The organism is Achromobacter sp. ACM01 (assembly GCF_014851745.1).
Classification (GTDB): domain Bacteria; phylum Pseudomonadota; class Gammaproteobacteria; order Burkholderiales; family Burkholderiaceae_B; genus Achromobacter; species Achromobacter aegrifaciens.
Genome location: NZ_JACVAF010000003.1, coordinates 242,357 through 257,419, shown reverse-complemented (window position 1 = coordinate 257,419; position 15,063 = coordinate 242,357). Strand labels below are relative to the sequence as shown.

Below are 15,063 nucleotides of genomic sequence, written 5' to 3'. Positions count from 1 at the left end.
TTGCGTGCCCGCAAGGAAAAGCACGCAAATACAGGGGCGGCAAGAGCTGGCAGTTTGCATCGGACTTTGCGCCTGGTGCTGCCTGGCCCGGGTTGCGGGTTGGGGCGGCGGGTCTTAATGGCCTGGGGCGGCGCAAGCCAAATTTAGGTCGCAATATAGGGCACTGCCCAGCATTGCTCCTTACGTGCAGTAGGGTGGCGGCTGGGCGCTGTGCAATACGGTGGGCTGGGCGTGCAGCCCATTTTTTTTGAGTATATGGCTGATTTATTCGCATTGACCAAAGAGGCTCTGGCCGGCATGGACGTCGAACTCGTGGACGTCGAGCGTGCCGCCCTGGGCCTTTTGCGCGTCACGATCGATCGGGTCGGCGGTGTGCGCATCGAAGACTGTGAACAGGTGTCCCGCCAGTTGTCGCGGGTGTTCGAAGTCGAGAACGTCGACTACAAGCGGCTGGAAGTCGGTTCGCCGGGCGTCGACCGCCCGCTGCGCAACGAGGCCGACTTCCGCCGGTTCGCAGGCGAGCGCATCGAAATCAAGCTGCGCGAGGCATTGGACGGCCGCAAGGTCTTTGCCGGCACCCTGACGGTGCCCGAAGACGACGCCGCAGCCTCCGACGCGGCTGCTGGAATGCAAAAGACCGTGTTCGGTCTCGAATTTGAGGCAAAAAAGAACGACGTCCAGGTATTGAATTTCACGGTCGACGATATCGAACGTGCAAAACTGGATCCCGTTCTGGATTTCAAGGGCAAAAAGCGATGAGTCGCGAAATTCTTCTGTTGGTCGATGCCTTGGCGCGTGAAAAGAACGTCACGCGCGACGTCGTGTTCGGAGCGCTGGAAAGCGCGCTGGCCTCGGCGATGAAAAAGCGCTTCAAGGATGATGCGGACATCCGTGTCGCCATCGATAGGGACACGGGCGATCACGAAGGCTTCCGCCGCTGGCTGGTCGTGCCTGACGAGGCTGGCCTGCAAGAGCCCGACAAGCAGGAAATGCTGTCGGACGCGCAGGAAATCGTCCCCGGCATCAAGGAAGGCGAGTACATCGAAGAGCCGCTCGAACCCATCGAGTTCGGCCGCATCGGCGCGCAGGCCGCCAAGCAGGCCATTCTGCAGAAGATCCGCGACGCCGAGCGCGAGCAGGTGCTGAACGACTTCCTGGACCGTGGCGAGACCATCGTGTCCGGCACGATCAAGCGCATGGACAAGGGCGACGCCATCGTCGAAACCGGCAAGATCGAAGCGCGCCTGCCGCGTTCCGAAATGATCCCGAAGGAAAACCTCCGGGTGGCCGACCGCGTCCGCGCCTTTGTGTTGCGCGTAGACCACGCCGCGCGCGGCCAGCAGGTGATCCTGTCGCGCACCGCGCCGGAATTCATCCGCCAGCTGTTCGAGAACGAAGTCCCCGAAATCGAGCAGGGCCTGCTGGAGATCAAGGCCGCGGCCCGCGACGCCGGCGTGCGTGCGAAGATCGCCGTGGTGGCATACGATAAGCGCATCGACCCGATCGGCACCTGCGTGGGCATGCGCGGTTCGCGCGTGACCGCCGTGCGCAACGAGCTGGGCGGCGAACAGGTCGATATCGTGCTGTGGTCGGAAGACCCCGCGCAGTTTGTCATCGGCGCCCTGGCGCCGGCCAACGTCGAGTCCATCGTCGTTGATGAAGACAAGCACGCGATGGACGTCGTGGTGGACGAGGAAAACCTGCCCAAGGCCATCGGCGCCAAGGGTCAGAACGTTCGCCTGGCTTCCGAGCTGACCGGCTGGCAGATCAACATCATGACGCCGGAAGAAAGCCTGAACCGCCAGGAAGTCGAGCGTTCGGGCCTGCGCGCCACGTTCATGAGCAAGCTGGACGTCGACGAGGAAGTCGCTGACATCCTGATCGACGAAGGTTTTACCGGTATCGAGGAAATCGCCTACGTGCCCATGCAGGAACTGCTGGAAATCGAGGCCTTTGACGAAGACACCATCAATGAGTTGCGCGCCCGTGCCCGCAATGCGCTGCTGACCGAGGCGATCGCCCAGGAAGAGCGCCTTGAGACCGCGCAGGATTTGCTCGAACTCGAAGGCATGACGCCCGAACTGGCTGCCAAGCTGGCCGAGCGCCAAGTGCATACGCGTGATGATCTGGCCGAACTGGCGACGGACGAACTGGCGGAAATCGCCGGTCTGACCGAGCAGGAAGCCAGCGATCTCATCATGCGTGCCCGCGCCCATTGGTTCGACGAGGAATAACCAAAAGGACACGGGTCCGCGGCGGACGGAATATCCGCCGCCGCGAGTTCACGTTGTTTGTAATAGCTGCATATAGGGAAGAGAGAGCCTAATGTCGAGTAATACCGTCGCGCAGTTCGCTACCGAGCTGAAAATGCCTGCCAATGTGCTGCTGGATCAGCTGCGCTCGGCTGGCGTTGACCTCAAATCGGTCGACGATTCCGTCACCGACAGCGACAAGGCGAAATTGCTCGAATCGCTGCGTCGCGCCCACGGCGCGACCGAAGGCAAGAAGATCACCTTGACGCGCCGCCAGACGTCCGAGATCCGCCAGGCGGATGCCACCGGCCGTTCGCGCACGATCCAGGTCGAAGTGCGCAAGAAGCGCGTGTTCGTCAAGCGTGATCCCTCCGAAATCGCCCTGGAACAGGCCGCGTCCGCGCGTGCCGAAGATGAGGCAGCCGCCGAAGCGGCGCCGCAGGAAGTGTCGGCGCCCGTCGCACCCGAAGCTGCCGCTCCTCGCGAGACCGCTCCCGTCCAGGCTGAGGCTATTGCCCCGGCCAAGGCGGAAGAGCCCGTTGCTGCAGAAGCGCCCGCGCCGGTCGAAGCGCCCGCGCCTGTTGAATCCGTCGCGGCCGAAGCGCCCGCTCCCGTCGAGGCGAAAGCCGCCGAAGTCCAGGCCCAGCCTGAACCCGAACCGACGCCGGCGCCTGCTCCTGCCGAGCCCGTGGCCGAAGAGGCCAAGCCCGAAGTCAAGACTGAATCCACCGAGCCCAAGGCTGAAGAAGCCAAGCCGGAACCCGTTGTGCTAGCCAATAAGTCCGAACCATCTTCCTCCCAGGCCGCCGCGCCTGTCGCCCAGGCTCAGCCTGCCGCGAAGTCCGAACCCGTCAAAACCGCCGCGAAGCCCGAGCCCGCCGCGCCCGCCGTCAAGGTTGGCAACCGTGCGGACAACCGCCGCGCCGGCCCGCCTCTCGCGGCTTCCGCCGCGCCGGCGGCCCGCGACGAGGCCCGCCGCAAGGCCGAGGCTGAAGCCGCCGCTCTGCGCGAGATGCTGAACCGTCCGCGCAAGGTGCTGCGCGCTCCCGAACCGGAAGCGCCCGCCGCTGCCGCGCCGATCTCCGGCACGCTGCACAAGCCGGCTGGCAAGCCGGGCGCCGCTCCCGGCGCCAAGAAGGACGCCAAGCCCGCCGCTCCCGGTGCGAAGAAGACCATCAAGACCGCCGAAGTCGCTTCGACCTGGTCCGATGACGCTTCGCGCAAGAAGCCCGCGGACAAGCCGGCAGCCCCGGCCAGCCGCGACGGCTGGCGCGCTGGCGGCAAGGGCGGCGGCAAGGGCGGCCGAGGCGGCCGCAACCAGCAGAACGATCGCCGCAACGAGCCGGCGCCGCAGGAATTCATCGCGCGTGAAGTTCACGTGCCGGAAACCATCAGCGTGGCCGACCTGGCCCACAAGATGTCCGTCAAGGCCGCAGAAGTCATCAAGCAATTGATGAAGCTGGGCCAGATGGTCACCATCAACCAGGTGCTGGACCAGGAAACCGCCATGATCGTGGTCGAGGAACTGGGCCACGTGGCAATCGCCGCCAAGCTGGACGACCCGGAAGCCTTCCTGGACGAAACCGCCAGCGTGTCGGAAGCCGAACAACTGCCGCGCGCGCCGGTTGTCACCGTCATGGGCCACGTCGACCACGGCAAGACCTCGCTGCTGGACTACATCCGCCGCGCCAAGGTTGCCGCGGGCGAAGCCGGCGGCATTACTCAGCACATCGGCGCCTACCACGTTCAGACCGAGCGCGGCATGGTGACCTTCCTTGACACCCCGGGCCACGAGGCGTTTACCGCCATGCGTGCCCGCGGCGCCAAGGCGACCGACATCGTCATCCTGGTCTGCGCGGCCGACGACGGCGTGATGCCGCAGACCCGCGAAGCCATCCACCACGCGAAGGCCGCCGGCGTTCCGATGGTCGTGGCCATGACCAAGATCGACAAGCCTTCCGCCAACCCCGACCGCGTCAAGCAGGAACTGGTTGCCGAGGAAGTGGTGCCGGAAGAATACGGCGGCGACGTGCCGTTCGTGTCCGTGTCGGCCAAGACCGGCGAAGGCATCGACGATCTGCTGGAAAACCTGCTGCTGCAGGCCGAAGTGCTGGAACTGAAGGCTCCCGTCGACGCGCCCGCCAAGGGCCTGGTGATCGAAGCTCGTCTCGACAAGGGCCGCGGCCCGGTCGCGACCATCCTGGTGCAAAGCGGCACCCTGCACCGTGGCGACGTGGTGCTGGCCGGCGCAAGCTTTGGCCGCGTGCGCGCCATGCTGGACGAAAACGGCAAGCCTATCCAGGAAGCCGGTCCGTCGATCCCCGTGGAAATCCAGGGCCTGACCGAAGTGCCGGCCGCTGGCGACGAGCTGATGGTGCTGTCCGACGAGCGCAAGGCGCGCGAAATCGCGCTGTTCCGCCAGGGCAAGTTCCGCGACGTCAAGCTGGCCCGCCAACAGGCCGCCAAGCTCGAGTCCATGTTCGACAACCTGGGCGAGGGCACGCAGACCCTGGCCCTGATCGTGAAGACCGACGTCCAGGGTTCGCAGGAAGCGCTGGTGCAGTCCCTGGTCAAGCTGTCGACAGACGAAGTGCGCGTGCAGGTCGTGCACGCCGCCGTGGGCGGCATCTCGGAAAGCGACATCAACCTGGCCATCGCCTCGAACGCCGTCGTCATCGGCTTCAACGTCCGCGCCGAAGCCAGCGCCAAGAAGCTGGCCGAGAACAACGGCATCGACGTGCGCTACTACAACATCATCTACGACGCCGTGGATGAAGTGAAGGCAGCCATGTCGGGCATGTTGGCGCCCGAGAAAAAGGAAGAAGTCATCGGCTTGGTCGAGATCCGCGAGGTTTACAGCATTTCCCGCATCGGCAACATCGCCGGTTGTATGGTGCTGGACGGCCTGGTGCGTCGCGATTCGCAAGTCCGCCTGCTGCGCAACAACGTGGTCCAGTGGACCGGCCAGCTCGATTCGCTGCGCCGCTTCAAGGACGACGTCAAGGAAGTCAAGTCGGGCTTCGACTGCGGCCTTACGCTGCGCGGCAACAACGACATCCAGGTGGGCGACCAGCTGGAAGTCTTTGAAATCAAGGAAATCGCGCGTACGCTGTAAGGCGACCGCGAGGCATTTTTTCTAATGAGCCGTCACAAGTCCAAAGCCATCCCCGGCCGCAATCTGCGGCTGGCCGACCAGATCCAGAAGGATCTGGCCGGGATCATCCAGCGCGAGATCGACACGACCCGCGCTGGACTGATCACGCTCTCTGGTGTGGAATTGTCGACCGACTACGCGCATGCCAAGGTGTATTTCACGGTTCTGGGCGCCGAGCCCGAAGCCGCGACCGCCTTGCTGAACGAGAAAGCCGGTTGGCTGCATTCCCAGCTGTACAAGCTGCTGCACATACATACTGTCCCCACTTTGCGCTTCTTCCACGACGAGCAGATCGCCCGTGGCATCGAAATGTCGATCCTCATCGACCGCGCAAACCGGCCCGGCCCGCATTCGGGCGTGCCCGACGAACCTGAAGACCAGTCCTGATCGGGCTGTCGTCACTGCTTTAAACCGGATTCCGACGATGGCTAAACGACGCGGGCTTACGCTCGACGGTGTGCTGTTGCTCGACAAACCCGTGGGTTTGTCGAGCAACCACGCCCTGCAACGCGCCAAACGCGCCATGGACGCGGCAAAAGCCGGCCACACTGGCACGCTGGATCCCTTCGCCACCGGTCTGCTGGTGTGCTGCATGGGACGCGCAACCAAGATTTCCGGCGCGATGCTCAACGCCGACAAGGCATATCGCGCTACGCTGCAATTTGGCTCCGAAACCGACTCCGGCGACCTGACCGGCAATGTCGTGTCCACCGCCGAGCCGGGCTTTACCGTGGATGAGCAGGCGCTGCGCGACGCGCTGTCACGTTTCTCGGGCACGATCGAGCAGATTCCGCCCATGTATTCCGCGCTCAAGCGCGACGGCAAGCCCTTGTACGAGTACGCGCGCGCCGGCATCGAGCTGGAACGGCCGCCGCGCCAGATCACGATTTACCGCATCGAACTGCTGTCCCTGAACGGAACCGAGGCAGAGATCGATGTGGCATGCAGTAAAGGCACATACATCCGGACGCTGGCCCAGGACATCGGGCGCGTGCTGGGCTGTTACGCCCACCTGACGGCGCTGCGGCGCACGCACGTCGGGCCGTTTTCCCTGGAACGCGCCGTTGCGCTGGATGCCTTGCAGGCCATGCCAGACCCCAAGCAGGCATTGCTTGCATTGAACGAATTGCCGGAGGGCTTGCTGCCCTCCACCCTGACCTTAAAGGACTCGCTATGACTCGCGCCTTGCGCAACGTCGCCATCATCGCCCACGTGGACCACGGTAAAACCACCCTGGTCGACCAGCTGCTGCGCCAATCCGGCACCTTCCGCGAAAACCAGGCGCTGACCGAACGGGTCATGGACTCGAACGACCTGGAAAAAGAACGCGGCATTACGATTCTGGCCAAGAACTGTGCCGTCGAATACGAAGGCACGCACATCAACATCATCGACACCCCGGGACACGCGGACTTCGGCGGCGAAGTCGAGCGCGTGCTGTCCATGGTCGATGGCGTGCTGCTGCTGGTGGATGCGGTTGAAGGCCCCATGCCCCAGACCATCTTCGTGACCCGCAAGGCGCTGGCCCTGGGCCTGAAGCCCATCGTCGTGGTCAACAAGGTCGACCGTCCGGGCGCCCGCACCGATTTCGTCATCAACGCCACCTTCGACCTGTTCGACAAGCTGGGCGCCACCGACGAGCAGTTGGACTTCCCGGTGATCTACGCCTCGGGCCTGTCGGGCTACGCCGGCCTGAATCCTGAAGTGCGCGAAGGCAACATGCGCCCGCTGTTCGAAGCCATCCTCGAACACGTGCCGCAGCGCGACGACGATCCCAATGGTCCGCTGCAGATGCAGATCATCTCGCTGGACTACAACAGCTACGTCGGCAAGATCGGCGTGGGCCGCATCAACCGCGGCCGCATGCGTCCCGGCATGGAAGTGGCTTACAAGTTCGGTCCTGAAGGCCAGGGCGGCCGCGGCCGCATCAACCAGGTGCTGAAGTTCCACGGCCTGGAGCGCATCGTCGTGGACGAAGCCGAAGCCGGCGACATCGTGCTGATCAACGGCATCGAAGAGCTGGGCATCGGCTGCACGGTGACCGACACCGCCAATCAGGACGTGTTCCCGATGCTGCGCATCGACGAGCCCACCCTGACCATGAACTTCATGGTGAACACCTCGCCCTTGGCCGGCCGCGAAGGCAAGTTCGTGACCAGCCGCCAGCTGCGCGACCGCCTGGACCGCGAACTGAAGTCGAACGTGGCGCTGCGCGTGCGCGACACGGGCGACGACACGGTGTTCGAGGTGTCGGGCCGCGGTGAACTGCACCTGACCATTCTGCTGGAAACGATGCGCCGCGAAGGCTACGAGCTGGCCGTGTCGCGTCCGCGCGTGGTGTTCAAGGATATCGACGGCGTGAAGTGCGAGCCGTTCGAATCGCTGACCGTCGACGTCGAAGACGCCCACCAGGGCGGCGTGATGGAAGAGCTGGGCCGCCGCAAGGGCGACCTGCAGGACATGCAGCCGGACGGCCGCGGCCGTACCCGCCTGGAATACCTGATCCCGGCTCGCGGCCTGATCGGTTTCCAGAACGAGTTCCTGACGCTGACGCGCGGCACCGGCCTGATGAGCCACATCTTCCACGAATACGCGCCCATCAAGGAAGGCTCGATCGGCGAGCGCCGCAATGGCGTGCTGATCAGCCAGGATCACGGCGACGCCGTGGCCTACGCCCTGTGGAAGCTGCAGGATCGCGGCCGCATGTTCGTGAGCCCGGGCGATGCGCTGTACGAAGGCATGATCATCGGCATCCACAGCCGCGACAACGACCTGGTCGTGAACCCCATCAAGGGCAAGCAGCTGACCAACGTGCGCGCCTCGGGCACCGACGAAGCCGTGCGCCTGGTTCCGCCTATCCAGATGTCGCTGGAATACGCCGTGGAATTCATCGACGACGACGAACTCGTGGAAATCACGCCCAAGTCGATCCGTCTGCGTAAGCGCTTCCTGCTGGAAAACGAGCGCAAGCGCGCCGCGCGCGAATCCGCCGTCTGATGGCACGGCGCGCAGCTTGGCTGCGCTGCTACAAAAAAACGCAGCCTTCGGGCTGCGTTTTTTTTGGGGCCGCAGTGTCAGGGGCGATTCGCGCTTGCCGCGCCAGGCAGGCGCTGCACCGCGTCCAGCAGCCGGGCGGCGAACTCCTGGGCGGCGCGGCTGCGCGAGGCTTCCTTGCGCCACAGGATGGCCGCGCGGCGGATGGTGGTGGGGTCGGTCAGCGCGATGCTCTTCAACCCCGATCCGGCCGCGCCCGCCGCATGCTCGGCGGCGATGGTCGCCAGTTCGCCCTGCCGGCACAGGTGGATCAAGGCGTCCACCGACTCCATTTCGACCCGCACGTCGGGCGTCAGCCCTGCCTGGGCGCAGGCCGCGTCTATCATGCGGCGCGTGGCGAAACTGCGCGGCAGCAGCGCCAGCGGCACACCCGCGAGATCGCGCATGCGCAGGCTGCGCCGCGAGGCCAGCGGGTGGTTTTTGCCAACCACGACCTGCAGGCGTTCGTCGAACAGGGGTTGCGCCTCGATTTCTTCCCGCAGCGCCGGATGGAATGAAATGCCCAGGTCCAGCTGGCCGCTGACCAGCAGGTCTTCAATGGGGCCAGCCCGCAGATCGCGCACCTGGATCTGGACCTTGGGAAAGGCCAGGCTGAACCCGGCCACTGCGTCCGGCACGAAATGGGTCAGGAAGGTGGGGATGACGCCTATGGTCAGGGACCCCGCCTGCAGGCCGGCCAGATCCGCCAGCGCCATCTTGCCGGCTTCGATTTCCTGTAGCGCCCGGCTGGCGTGGTCGCGCAGCACCCGGCCCGCCTGCGACAGGCGCAGCCCCCGGCCGATGCGGTCGAACAAGGGCATGCCCAGCTCTTCTTCCAGCTGGCGCAGGCCATGCGACAGGGTGGATTGGGTGACGTGCAGGGCGTCGGCCGAGCGGGTCAGGTGCTCGGTGTCGGCGACGCTGAGAAAGTAGCGCAGCTGGCGCAATTCCATCGAGGGGCTCCTGGCGCTATGCCGGTCTGGGCGGTCGATGATTGTAAGTGTATCGTTCGACCATATCGAATAATAAATGCAATATAAATCATTGGATGCAAAACCGGCCGAGCCCTAACCTTGCCGCATCACTCACGCAGGGCTTCAGGCTTTATGACATCCGTTTCGACCCCGGCTCCGATCACGGCAGACGATGCCACCTGGCGCATCGAGCGCATCCACGCAAGAATCGTCGACATCCCGACGATCCGGCCGCACAAGTTTTCGTTCGGCGCCATCAACCGGCAAAGCCCGGTGATCGTGCAGCTCTGGCTAGCCAACGGCGCCTGCGGTTTTGGCGAAGCGGCCACGATAGGCGGCCCGTCGTGGAACGAGGAATCGCCGGAAACCATCCTGCATGCGATCCAGAACTACCTGGCTCCCGCCGTGGCCGGCGCGGATGCGCGCAGATTCGCTGAGCACCTCAACCGCTTCGATGCGGTCTGCAAGGGCAATACCTTCGCCAAGAGCGCGGTCGAGATGGCGCTGCTGGACGCCGTGGCGCGCAGCCTGGGCGTGCCGGCCTGGCAATTGCTGGGCGGCAAGCGCATCGAACGCCTGCCGCTGGCCTGGACGCTGGCCAGCGGCGATTCGCAACGCGATCTGGAGGAGGCCGAGCAGATGATGCAGGCGCGCCGCCATCGCCTCTTCAAGCTCAAGATCGGCGCGCGCAGTCCGGCGGACGACGTGGCGCACGTGACGCGCATTGCGCGCGGCCTGGACGGCCGCGCCGACATGACGGTGGACGTCAACCAGGCCTGGGACGGCAACACCGCCCGCCGCTATCTGCCGCAACTGGTGGAGGCCGGCGTGACCCTGATCGAACAGCCCGTGGCGAAGTGGGACGTGCAGGCGCTGCGCGAAGCGACGCAGTCGCTGGGTTCGGCCGCGCTGATCATGGCGGATGAAACCGTGTGCTCCGCGCAGGACGCCTACATGCTGGCCGCGCAGCGCGCCTGCCATGTGTTTTCCCTGAAGGTTGCCAAGCACGGCGGGTTGCTGCGCACGCGCGAGGTCGCGGCCGTGGCGCAAGCGGCCGGCATCGGCTGGTACGGCGGCACCATGCTGGAAACCTCGCTGGGAAGCGCGGCGTCGGCGCACGTGTTCGCCACGCTGTCCGACCAGCACCACGGTTGCGAACTGTTCGGCCCGCAATTGCTGGTTGACGACATCGTCGAGCAGCCGATGACCGTGCGCGACTTCGAACTCCACCTTCCCGACGGCCCCGGCTTTGGCGTCGTCGTCGACGAAAAACGGCTGGAACGTTTTGACCGCGCAAGGGCGAGCGTGACGCCCGTCACGGTCGACTTCGGCCGCCGCGGCGAGGCCGCTGCGACCTGACCCATCACTTTCCCGATCATTCCAAAAAGCAGGAGACGCATCATGGCTGAATATACCCAGCAACAACTACTTGACCTGGTCAACAGCTCCCAGGTCAATCCGGGCAACGACCGCGTGCGGCAGATCACGCAGCGCATCGTGTCGGACCTGTTCCGCGCGATCGACGATCTCGACATCAAGCCCGATGAATTCTGGGCGGGCGTGGACTGGCTTGCGCGCCTGGGCGGCAGCGGCCAACTGGGGTTGATCACGGCAGGCCTGGGCTTTGACCGCCTGATCGACATCCGCGAGGAAGAGGCCGACGAGGCCGCCGGCCGCGCCGCCGGCACGCCGCGCGCGATCGAGGGACCGCTCTACATCGCGGGCGCGCCCTTGTCCGACGGCGAAGCCCGCCTGGACGAGGATCCCGCAGCCGGCACGGTGCTGGTGATGGAAGGGCAGGTGCGTGACGTGGACGGCAATCCCGTCGCCGGCGCACTGGTGGACGTGTGGCACGCCAACGAGCTGGGGCGTTATTCGCACTTCGATCCCGACCAGGCGGACTACCACCTGCGCCGCAAGATCAAGACCGACGCGCAAGGCCGCTACCGCTTTCGCAGCTTCATCCCGCCGGGCTACGCGATTCCGCCGAACAGCCCCACGTCCGAACTGTTCGGGGCGCTGGGCCGCCATGGCAACCGGCCGGCCCACATCCACTTCTTGGTGGCGGCCGACGGGCAGCGCACCTTGACCACGCAGGTCAACATCCCGGGCGACACCTTCCTGGACGATGACTTCGCCTTTGCCACGCGCGACGGCCTGGTGGTCGAACTGCAGCCCAATACGCCGGCCGCCGGCTATGAGAGCCTGGGCGTGAACGCGCCGTTCACGCGCGTCTGTTTCGACTTTGTGCTGCAGCCGGCGCTGGACGCCGACGAGGCCCGTCCGCAAGCCCGCATGGACCGCGCCACCGCCTGACCGATGCCCGGGCGGCGCCCGCAAGCGGCGCCGCCATTTTTTCCCCCAAATCACCTAGAACAACCCGCAGGCGCGAGGCCGGGTTCGGCCGCGCCATGGAGACAACCATCATGACCGCGACTTCCAGCTGGTCGATTCCGACGCTGATCGACCAGGAACGACTGGGCGCCTTTCAATGGCGCGTGTTGATCCTGTGCTTTCTGATCGCGCTGTTCGACGGCTTCGACACACAGGCGATCGCCTTCACCGGGCCGGCGATCCTGGCCGCCTTCGATCTGAAGGCGGGCGCGCTGGCGCCCATCCTGACCGCTGGCATCGTCGGCATGACGGTGGGCGCCATGACCCTGGGCCTGATCGGCGACCGCATCGGCCGCCGTCCGGCCATCATGCTGGGGCTGGCCCTGTTCGGCCTGTCCACGCTCGCGACGGCCTGGGCCACCGACACCACCCATATCCTGGTGCTGCGCTTCATCGCCGGCCTGGGCATGGGCGGCTGCACGCCGGTGCTGCTGGCGCTGGCCGCCGAGTACGGTCCGGCCCGTTTGCGCGGCGCCATCATGACCGGCGTGCTGCTGGGCCTGCCGGCCGGCGCCATGCTGGGCGGCCTGTTGGCCGCCCGCATGCTGCCCGTCATCGGCTGGGAAGGCATCTTCATCGTGGGCGGCCTGGCGCCGCTGGTCCTGCTTGCCGTCGCCTTTCTGATGCTGCCCGAGTCGCTGTACTTCAAGGCCACGCGCCGCGATCCGGAAAGCCAGCGCTACATCGCGCGCGTCTTGTCGGCCATCTCGCGCCGCAAGCTGGACGCCGACACGCAGTTCACCGTGCCGGAGGAATCCGTCGCGCGCGCCGGCGTCGGCGCCTTGTTCTCGGATGGCCACGGCGCCAAGACCGTGGCGATCTGGGCGGTGTACCTGCTGAACTGGGTGGCGTGGTTCATGCTGCTGTCGTGGCTGCCCACGGTGCTGAAGGCCGCGGGCCTGCCCGCCGAGCAGGCGCCCATGGGCACGGTCATCGTCAACGCCGTCTTCATCATCTGCGCGATTCCGCTGTCCTTCGTGCTGCCGCGCGTCAACACGAGGAGGCTGCTTGGCGGCATGTTCGCGCTGGGCATCGTGGTGGCCGTAGGCCTGAGCCAGGCTGGCGACAACTGGACGCTGGTCTTCATCCTGGTCGGCGCGGCCGGCTTCGGCATCGGTGGTCAGCAGATTGCACTGAACTACCTGGTGGTGGGCGCTTACCCCACCGCCTTGCGCGCCACCGCCACCGGCTGGGCTATCGGCATGGGCCGCGCGGGCGCGATCGCGGGTTCGGCCATCGGCGGCAGCTTCCTGGCCTGGGGCGGACCGTCGGGATTCTTCATCGCGTTGGCGATACCCCTGGCGGTCGCGGCCCTGGCGGTGCTGAGCCTCAAGCTCAAGCACGCGCGGCCGGACGGCGCGCTTTCGGCGGCCCATTGATATAGCAAAGGACGATACAAGCATGAGCACACATCTACGCTTCGAGGGCCTGGTGGCCCTGGTCACCGGCGCCGCCCAGGGTGTGGGCCGGGCAACGGCCCGGCGCCTGGCGGCTGAAGGCGCGCACGTGGTCGTGGTGGACCGGGCGGAGGAGCAGGGCGCCGCCGTGGCCGAGGAGATCCGCGCCGCGGGCGGACGCGCGAACTTCGCACAGGCTGATCTGGAAACCCATGAGGGCGCGCAGTCCATGGTGCGCGCCGCGTTGGAGATCAACGGCCGCATCGACGTGTCGGTGCATAACGTGGGCGGCACGATCTGGACCCGGCCGTTCTGGGAATACACGCCGGAGCAGATGCAGCGCGAGGTCAACCGTTCGTTGTGGCCCACGCTGTGGTCCTGCCGTGAAGTCATACCGGTGATGCGGGCGCAGGGCGCGGGCGCCATCGTCAACGTGGGTTCCAACGCCACGCGCGGCATCTACCGGGTGCCGTATTCGGCCTCCAAGGGCGGCGTGCACGCCGCCACCGTCTGCATGGCGCTGGAGCTGGCGAAGTCGGGCGTGCGTGTCAATTGCGTGTCGCCGGGCGCGCTGGACAACGGCGTGCGCGCGATTCCGCGCAATCACGAGACGCCATCCGCGCAGGAAGCCGCCTGGGTCAGCGAGATGTATGCCTCCTGCCTGCGCGACACGCCGCAGGACCGCCTGGGCCAGGCCGAGGAAGTCGCCGCGGCGATCTGCTTCATGGCGGCGCCCGAGGCGTCCTACATCACCGGGCAGATCATGTATGTGGCGGGCGGCGACATAGGCTGAAGACCTGGCTGGCTCAGCTGGCCTTGCGCCCGGCCGCCAGCCAGTCCAGGAAATCGCGGCCCGGTCCCTGGTCGCGCACGATCGCGCCGATGGGCTGGAATGAACCGGGCGATTCGATGCGCACGCGCTGGAAATGTCCGTGCTGCATGTACCAGTTGCCCAGGGTCTGCGGCACCATGGCCAAGGCCTTCTGCGCCTGCATGACGGCGATGAGCAGCGGCATGGGCGGGGCGGCGCTGCTCAGCCGGCACAGCCGCGGCACCACGCCGGCGCGTTCGAAGAAGGCCTTGAAGACCGCATGGATGGCCAATTCCGGGCGAGGTTCTATCCATAGTTGGGATGCCACCTGCGCCAGCGTGGGGGCGTCGTCCGGATCCAGCAGCGGGTGGCCGGCAGCGGCTACGATCACCGCCGCGTCTTCCTGCAGCGGCACGAATTCCAGGCCGGCGGGCACGGCCTCCGGACGCCGGCACAGCAACATGTCCAGGCTGCCGCTGGCGGCTTGCGGCAGTAGTTGCTCGCGGCTGCCTTCCACCACCTCTACTTGCAGTCCGGGCCGCGCGTTCATGTAGGCGGGCAGGCGCTCGGCCAGCAGGCCGCCCGTGGCTGCCGGGATGGCGCCCAGGCGCAGATTGCCCGTGGCGCCCTGGCGCAGGGCCGCCACCGAATCGGTGGAAGCGCGCAGCGTCGTCAGCATGCTGCGGGCGCACTCCGCCATGAGCTGGCCGCTGCGCGTGGTGCGCATGCCGCGGGCATGGCGCTCGAACAGTTGCACGCCCAGCAGATCTTCGATGTCGGCCAGCGCATGGGTGGCCGCGGGTTGGCTCAGGCCGATATGGCTGGCCGCCTGCTGAATGCTGCCGAGGTCGGCGATGCTGGCCAGCAATTGCAGGTGGCGCAGGCGGCCTTTGGCGAGCAGGCGGGACAGCAGGGTGGCGGGAGCGACGTCCATGGCTCGGGGAGGGAAGCTATTCAAAACACGAATATATCCACGCATTAATGTATTTGAAATAAGGATATGCCCTGGACACAATGCAGTGATCCCTTACATCGCTTCCGTTCCCCA

12 protein-coding genes are annotated in these 15,063 nt (G+C 66.0%); 10 read left to right on the top strand and 2 right to left on the bottom strand.

Going from position 1 to position 15,063, the window contains the following annotated elements; all coding sequences use genetic code 11:
* The first annotated feature begins 255 nt into the window (after positions 1 to 255).
* The 6 genes from rimP (at position 256) to typA (ending at position 8,403) form a co-directional block, all read left to right on the top strand.
* On the top strand, positions 256 to 759 hold the full coding sequence (gene rimP, locus IB268_RS15975; protein WP_054450990.1) for a ribosome maturation factor RimP: 504 nt from the start codon (positions 256 to 258) through the stop codon (positions 757 to 759).
* The gene (gene nusA, locus IB268_RS15970; protein WP_054450991.1) at positions 756 to 2,234 is read left to right on the top strand and encodes a transcription termination factor NusA; all 1,479 of its coding nucleotides are present in this window, start codon (positions 756 to 758) and stop codon (positions 2,232 to 2,234) included. Before rimP ends, nusA begins: the two co-directional genes overlap by 4 nt.
* 91 nt (positions 2,235 to 2,325) lie before the next feature.
* The gene (infB, locus tag IB268_RS15965) at positions 2,326 to 5,367 is read left to right on the top strand and encodes a translation initiation factor IF-2 (protein WP_054450992.1); all 3,042 of its coding nucleotides are present in this window, start codon (positions 2,326 to 2,328) and stop codon (positions 5,365 to 5,367) included.
* A 24-nt stretch (positions 5,368 to 5,391) separates the two neighbouring features.
* A complete protein-coding gene (gene rbfA, locus IB268_RS15960) occupies positions 5,392 to 5,793 on the top strand; it encodes a 30S ribosome-binding factor RbfA (RefSeq protein ID WP_006388333.1) in 402 nt (133 codons plus the stop codon).
* A gap of 37 nt (positions 5,794 to 5,830) precedes the next feature.
* Positions 5,831 to 6,583 (top strand): tRNA pseudouridine(55) synthase TruB, encoded by a 753-nt coding sequence (gene truB / locus IB268_RS15955; RefSeq protein WP_054450994.1) that lies wholly within the window; start codon positions 5,831 to 5,833, stop codon positions 6,581 to 6,583.
* Positions 6,580 to 8,403, top strand: a complete 1,824-nt coding sequence (gene typA / locus IB268_RS15950; RefSeq protein ID WP_054450995.1) for a translational GTPase TypA — start codon at positions 6,580 to 6,582, stop codon at positions 8,401 to 8,403. The genes truB and typA overlap by 4 nt, the downstream gene beginning before the upstream one ends.
* Before the next feature lie 77 nt (positions 8,404 to 8,480).
* On the opposite strand, the gene cynR is transcribed toward typA, so the two are convergent.
* Positions 8,481 to 9,392 (bottom strand): transcriptional regulator CynR, encoded by a 912-nt coding sequence (gene cynR, locus IB268_RS15945; protein ID WP_054450996.1) that lies wholly within the window; start codon positions 9,390 to 9,392, stop codon positions 8,481 to 8,483.
* Positions 9,393 to 9,545: 153 nt separating this feature from the next.
* On the opposite strand from cynR, the gene IB268_RS15940 reads away from it, so the two are divergent.
* From IB268_RS15940 to IB268_RS15925, 4 genes are all read left to right on the top strand, one after another.
* Complete coding sequence (locus IB268_RS15940; protein WP_192354510.1) at positions 9,546 to 10,772, top strand: muconate cycloisomerase family protein; 1,227 nt, start codon at positions 9,546 to 9,548, stop codon at positions 10,770 to 10,772.
* Between the two features lie 42 nt (positions 10,773 to 10,814).
* Positions 10,815 to 11,729 carry a dioxygenase gene (locus IB268_RS15935; protein ID WP_175214004.1) on the top strand — a complete coding sequence of 305 codons (915 nt, stop codon included), beginning with the start codon at positions 10,815 to 10,817 and terminating at the stop codon, positions 11,727 to 11,729.
* A 110-nt stretch (positions 11,730 to 11,839) separates the two neighbouring features.
* Positions 11,840 to 13,186 (top strand): MFS transporter, encoded by a 1,347-nt coding sequence (locus tag IB268_RS15930; protein ID WP_054450999.1) that lies wholly within the window; start codon positions 11,840 to 11,842, stop codon positions 13,184 to 13,186.
* A 22-nt stretch (positions 13,187 to 13,208) separates the two neighbouring features.
* Positions 13,209 to 13,997 carry a 1,6-dihydroxycyclohexa-2,4-diene-1-carboxylate dehydrogenase gene (locus IB268_RS15925; protein ID WP_192330028.1) on the top strand — a complete coding sequence of 263 codons (789 nt, stop codon included), beginning with the start codon at positions 13,209 to 13,211 and terminating at the stop codon, positions 13,995 to 13,997.
* A 13-nt stretch (positions 13,998 to 14,010) separates the two neighbouring features.
* On the opposite strand, the gene IB268_RS15920 is transcribed toward IB268_RS15925, so the two are convergent.
* Positions 14,011 to 14,949 (bottom strand): LysR family transcriptional regulator, encoded by a 939-nt coding sequence (locus IB268_RS15920; RefSeq protein ID WP_054451001.1) that lies wholly within the window; start codon positions 14,947 to 14,949, stop codon positions 14,011 to 14,013.
* Positions 14,950 to 15,063: the final 114 nt, after the last annotated feature.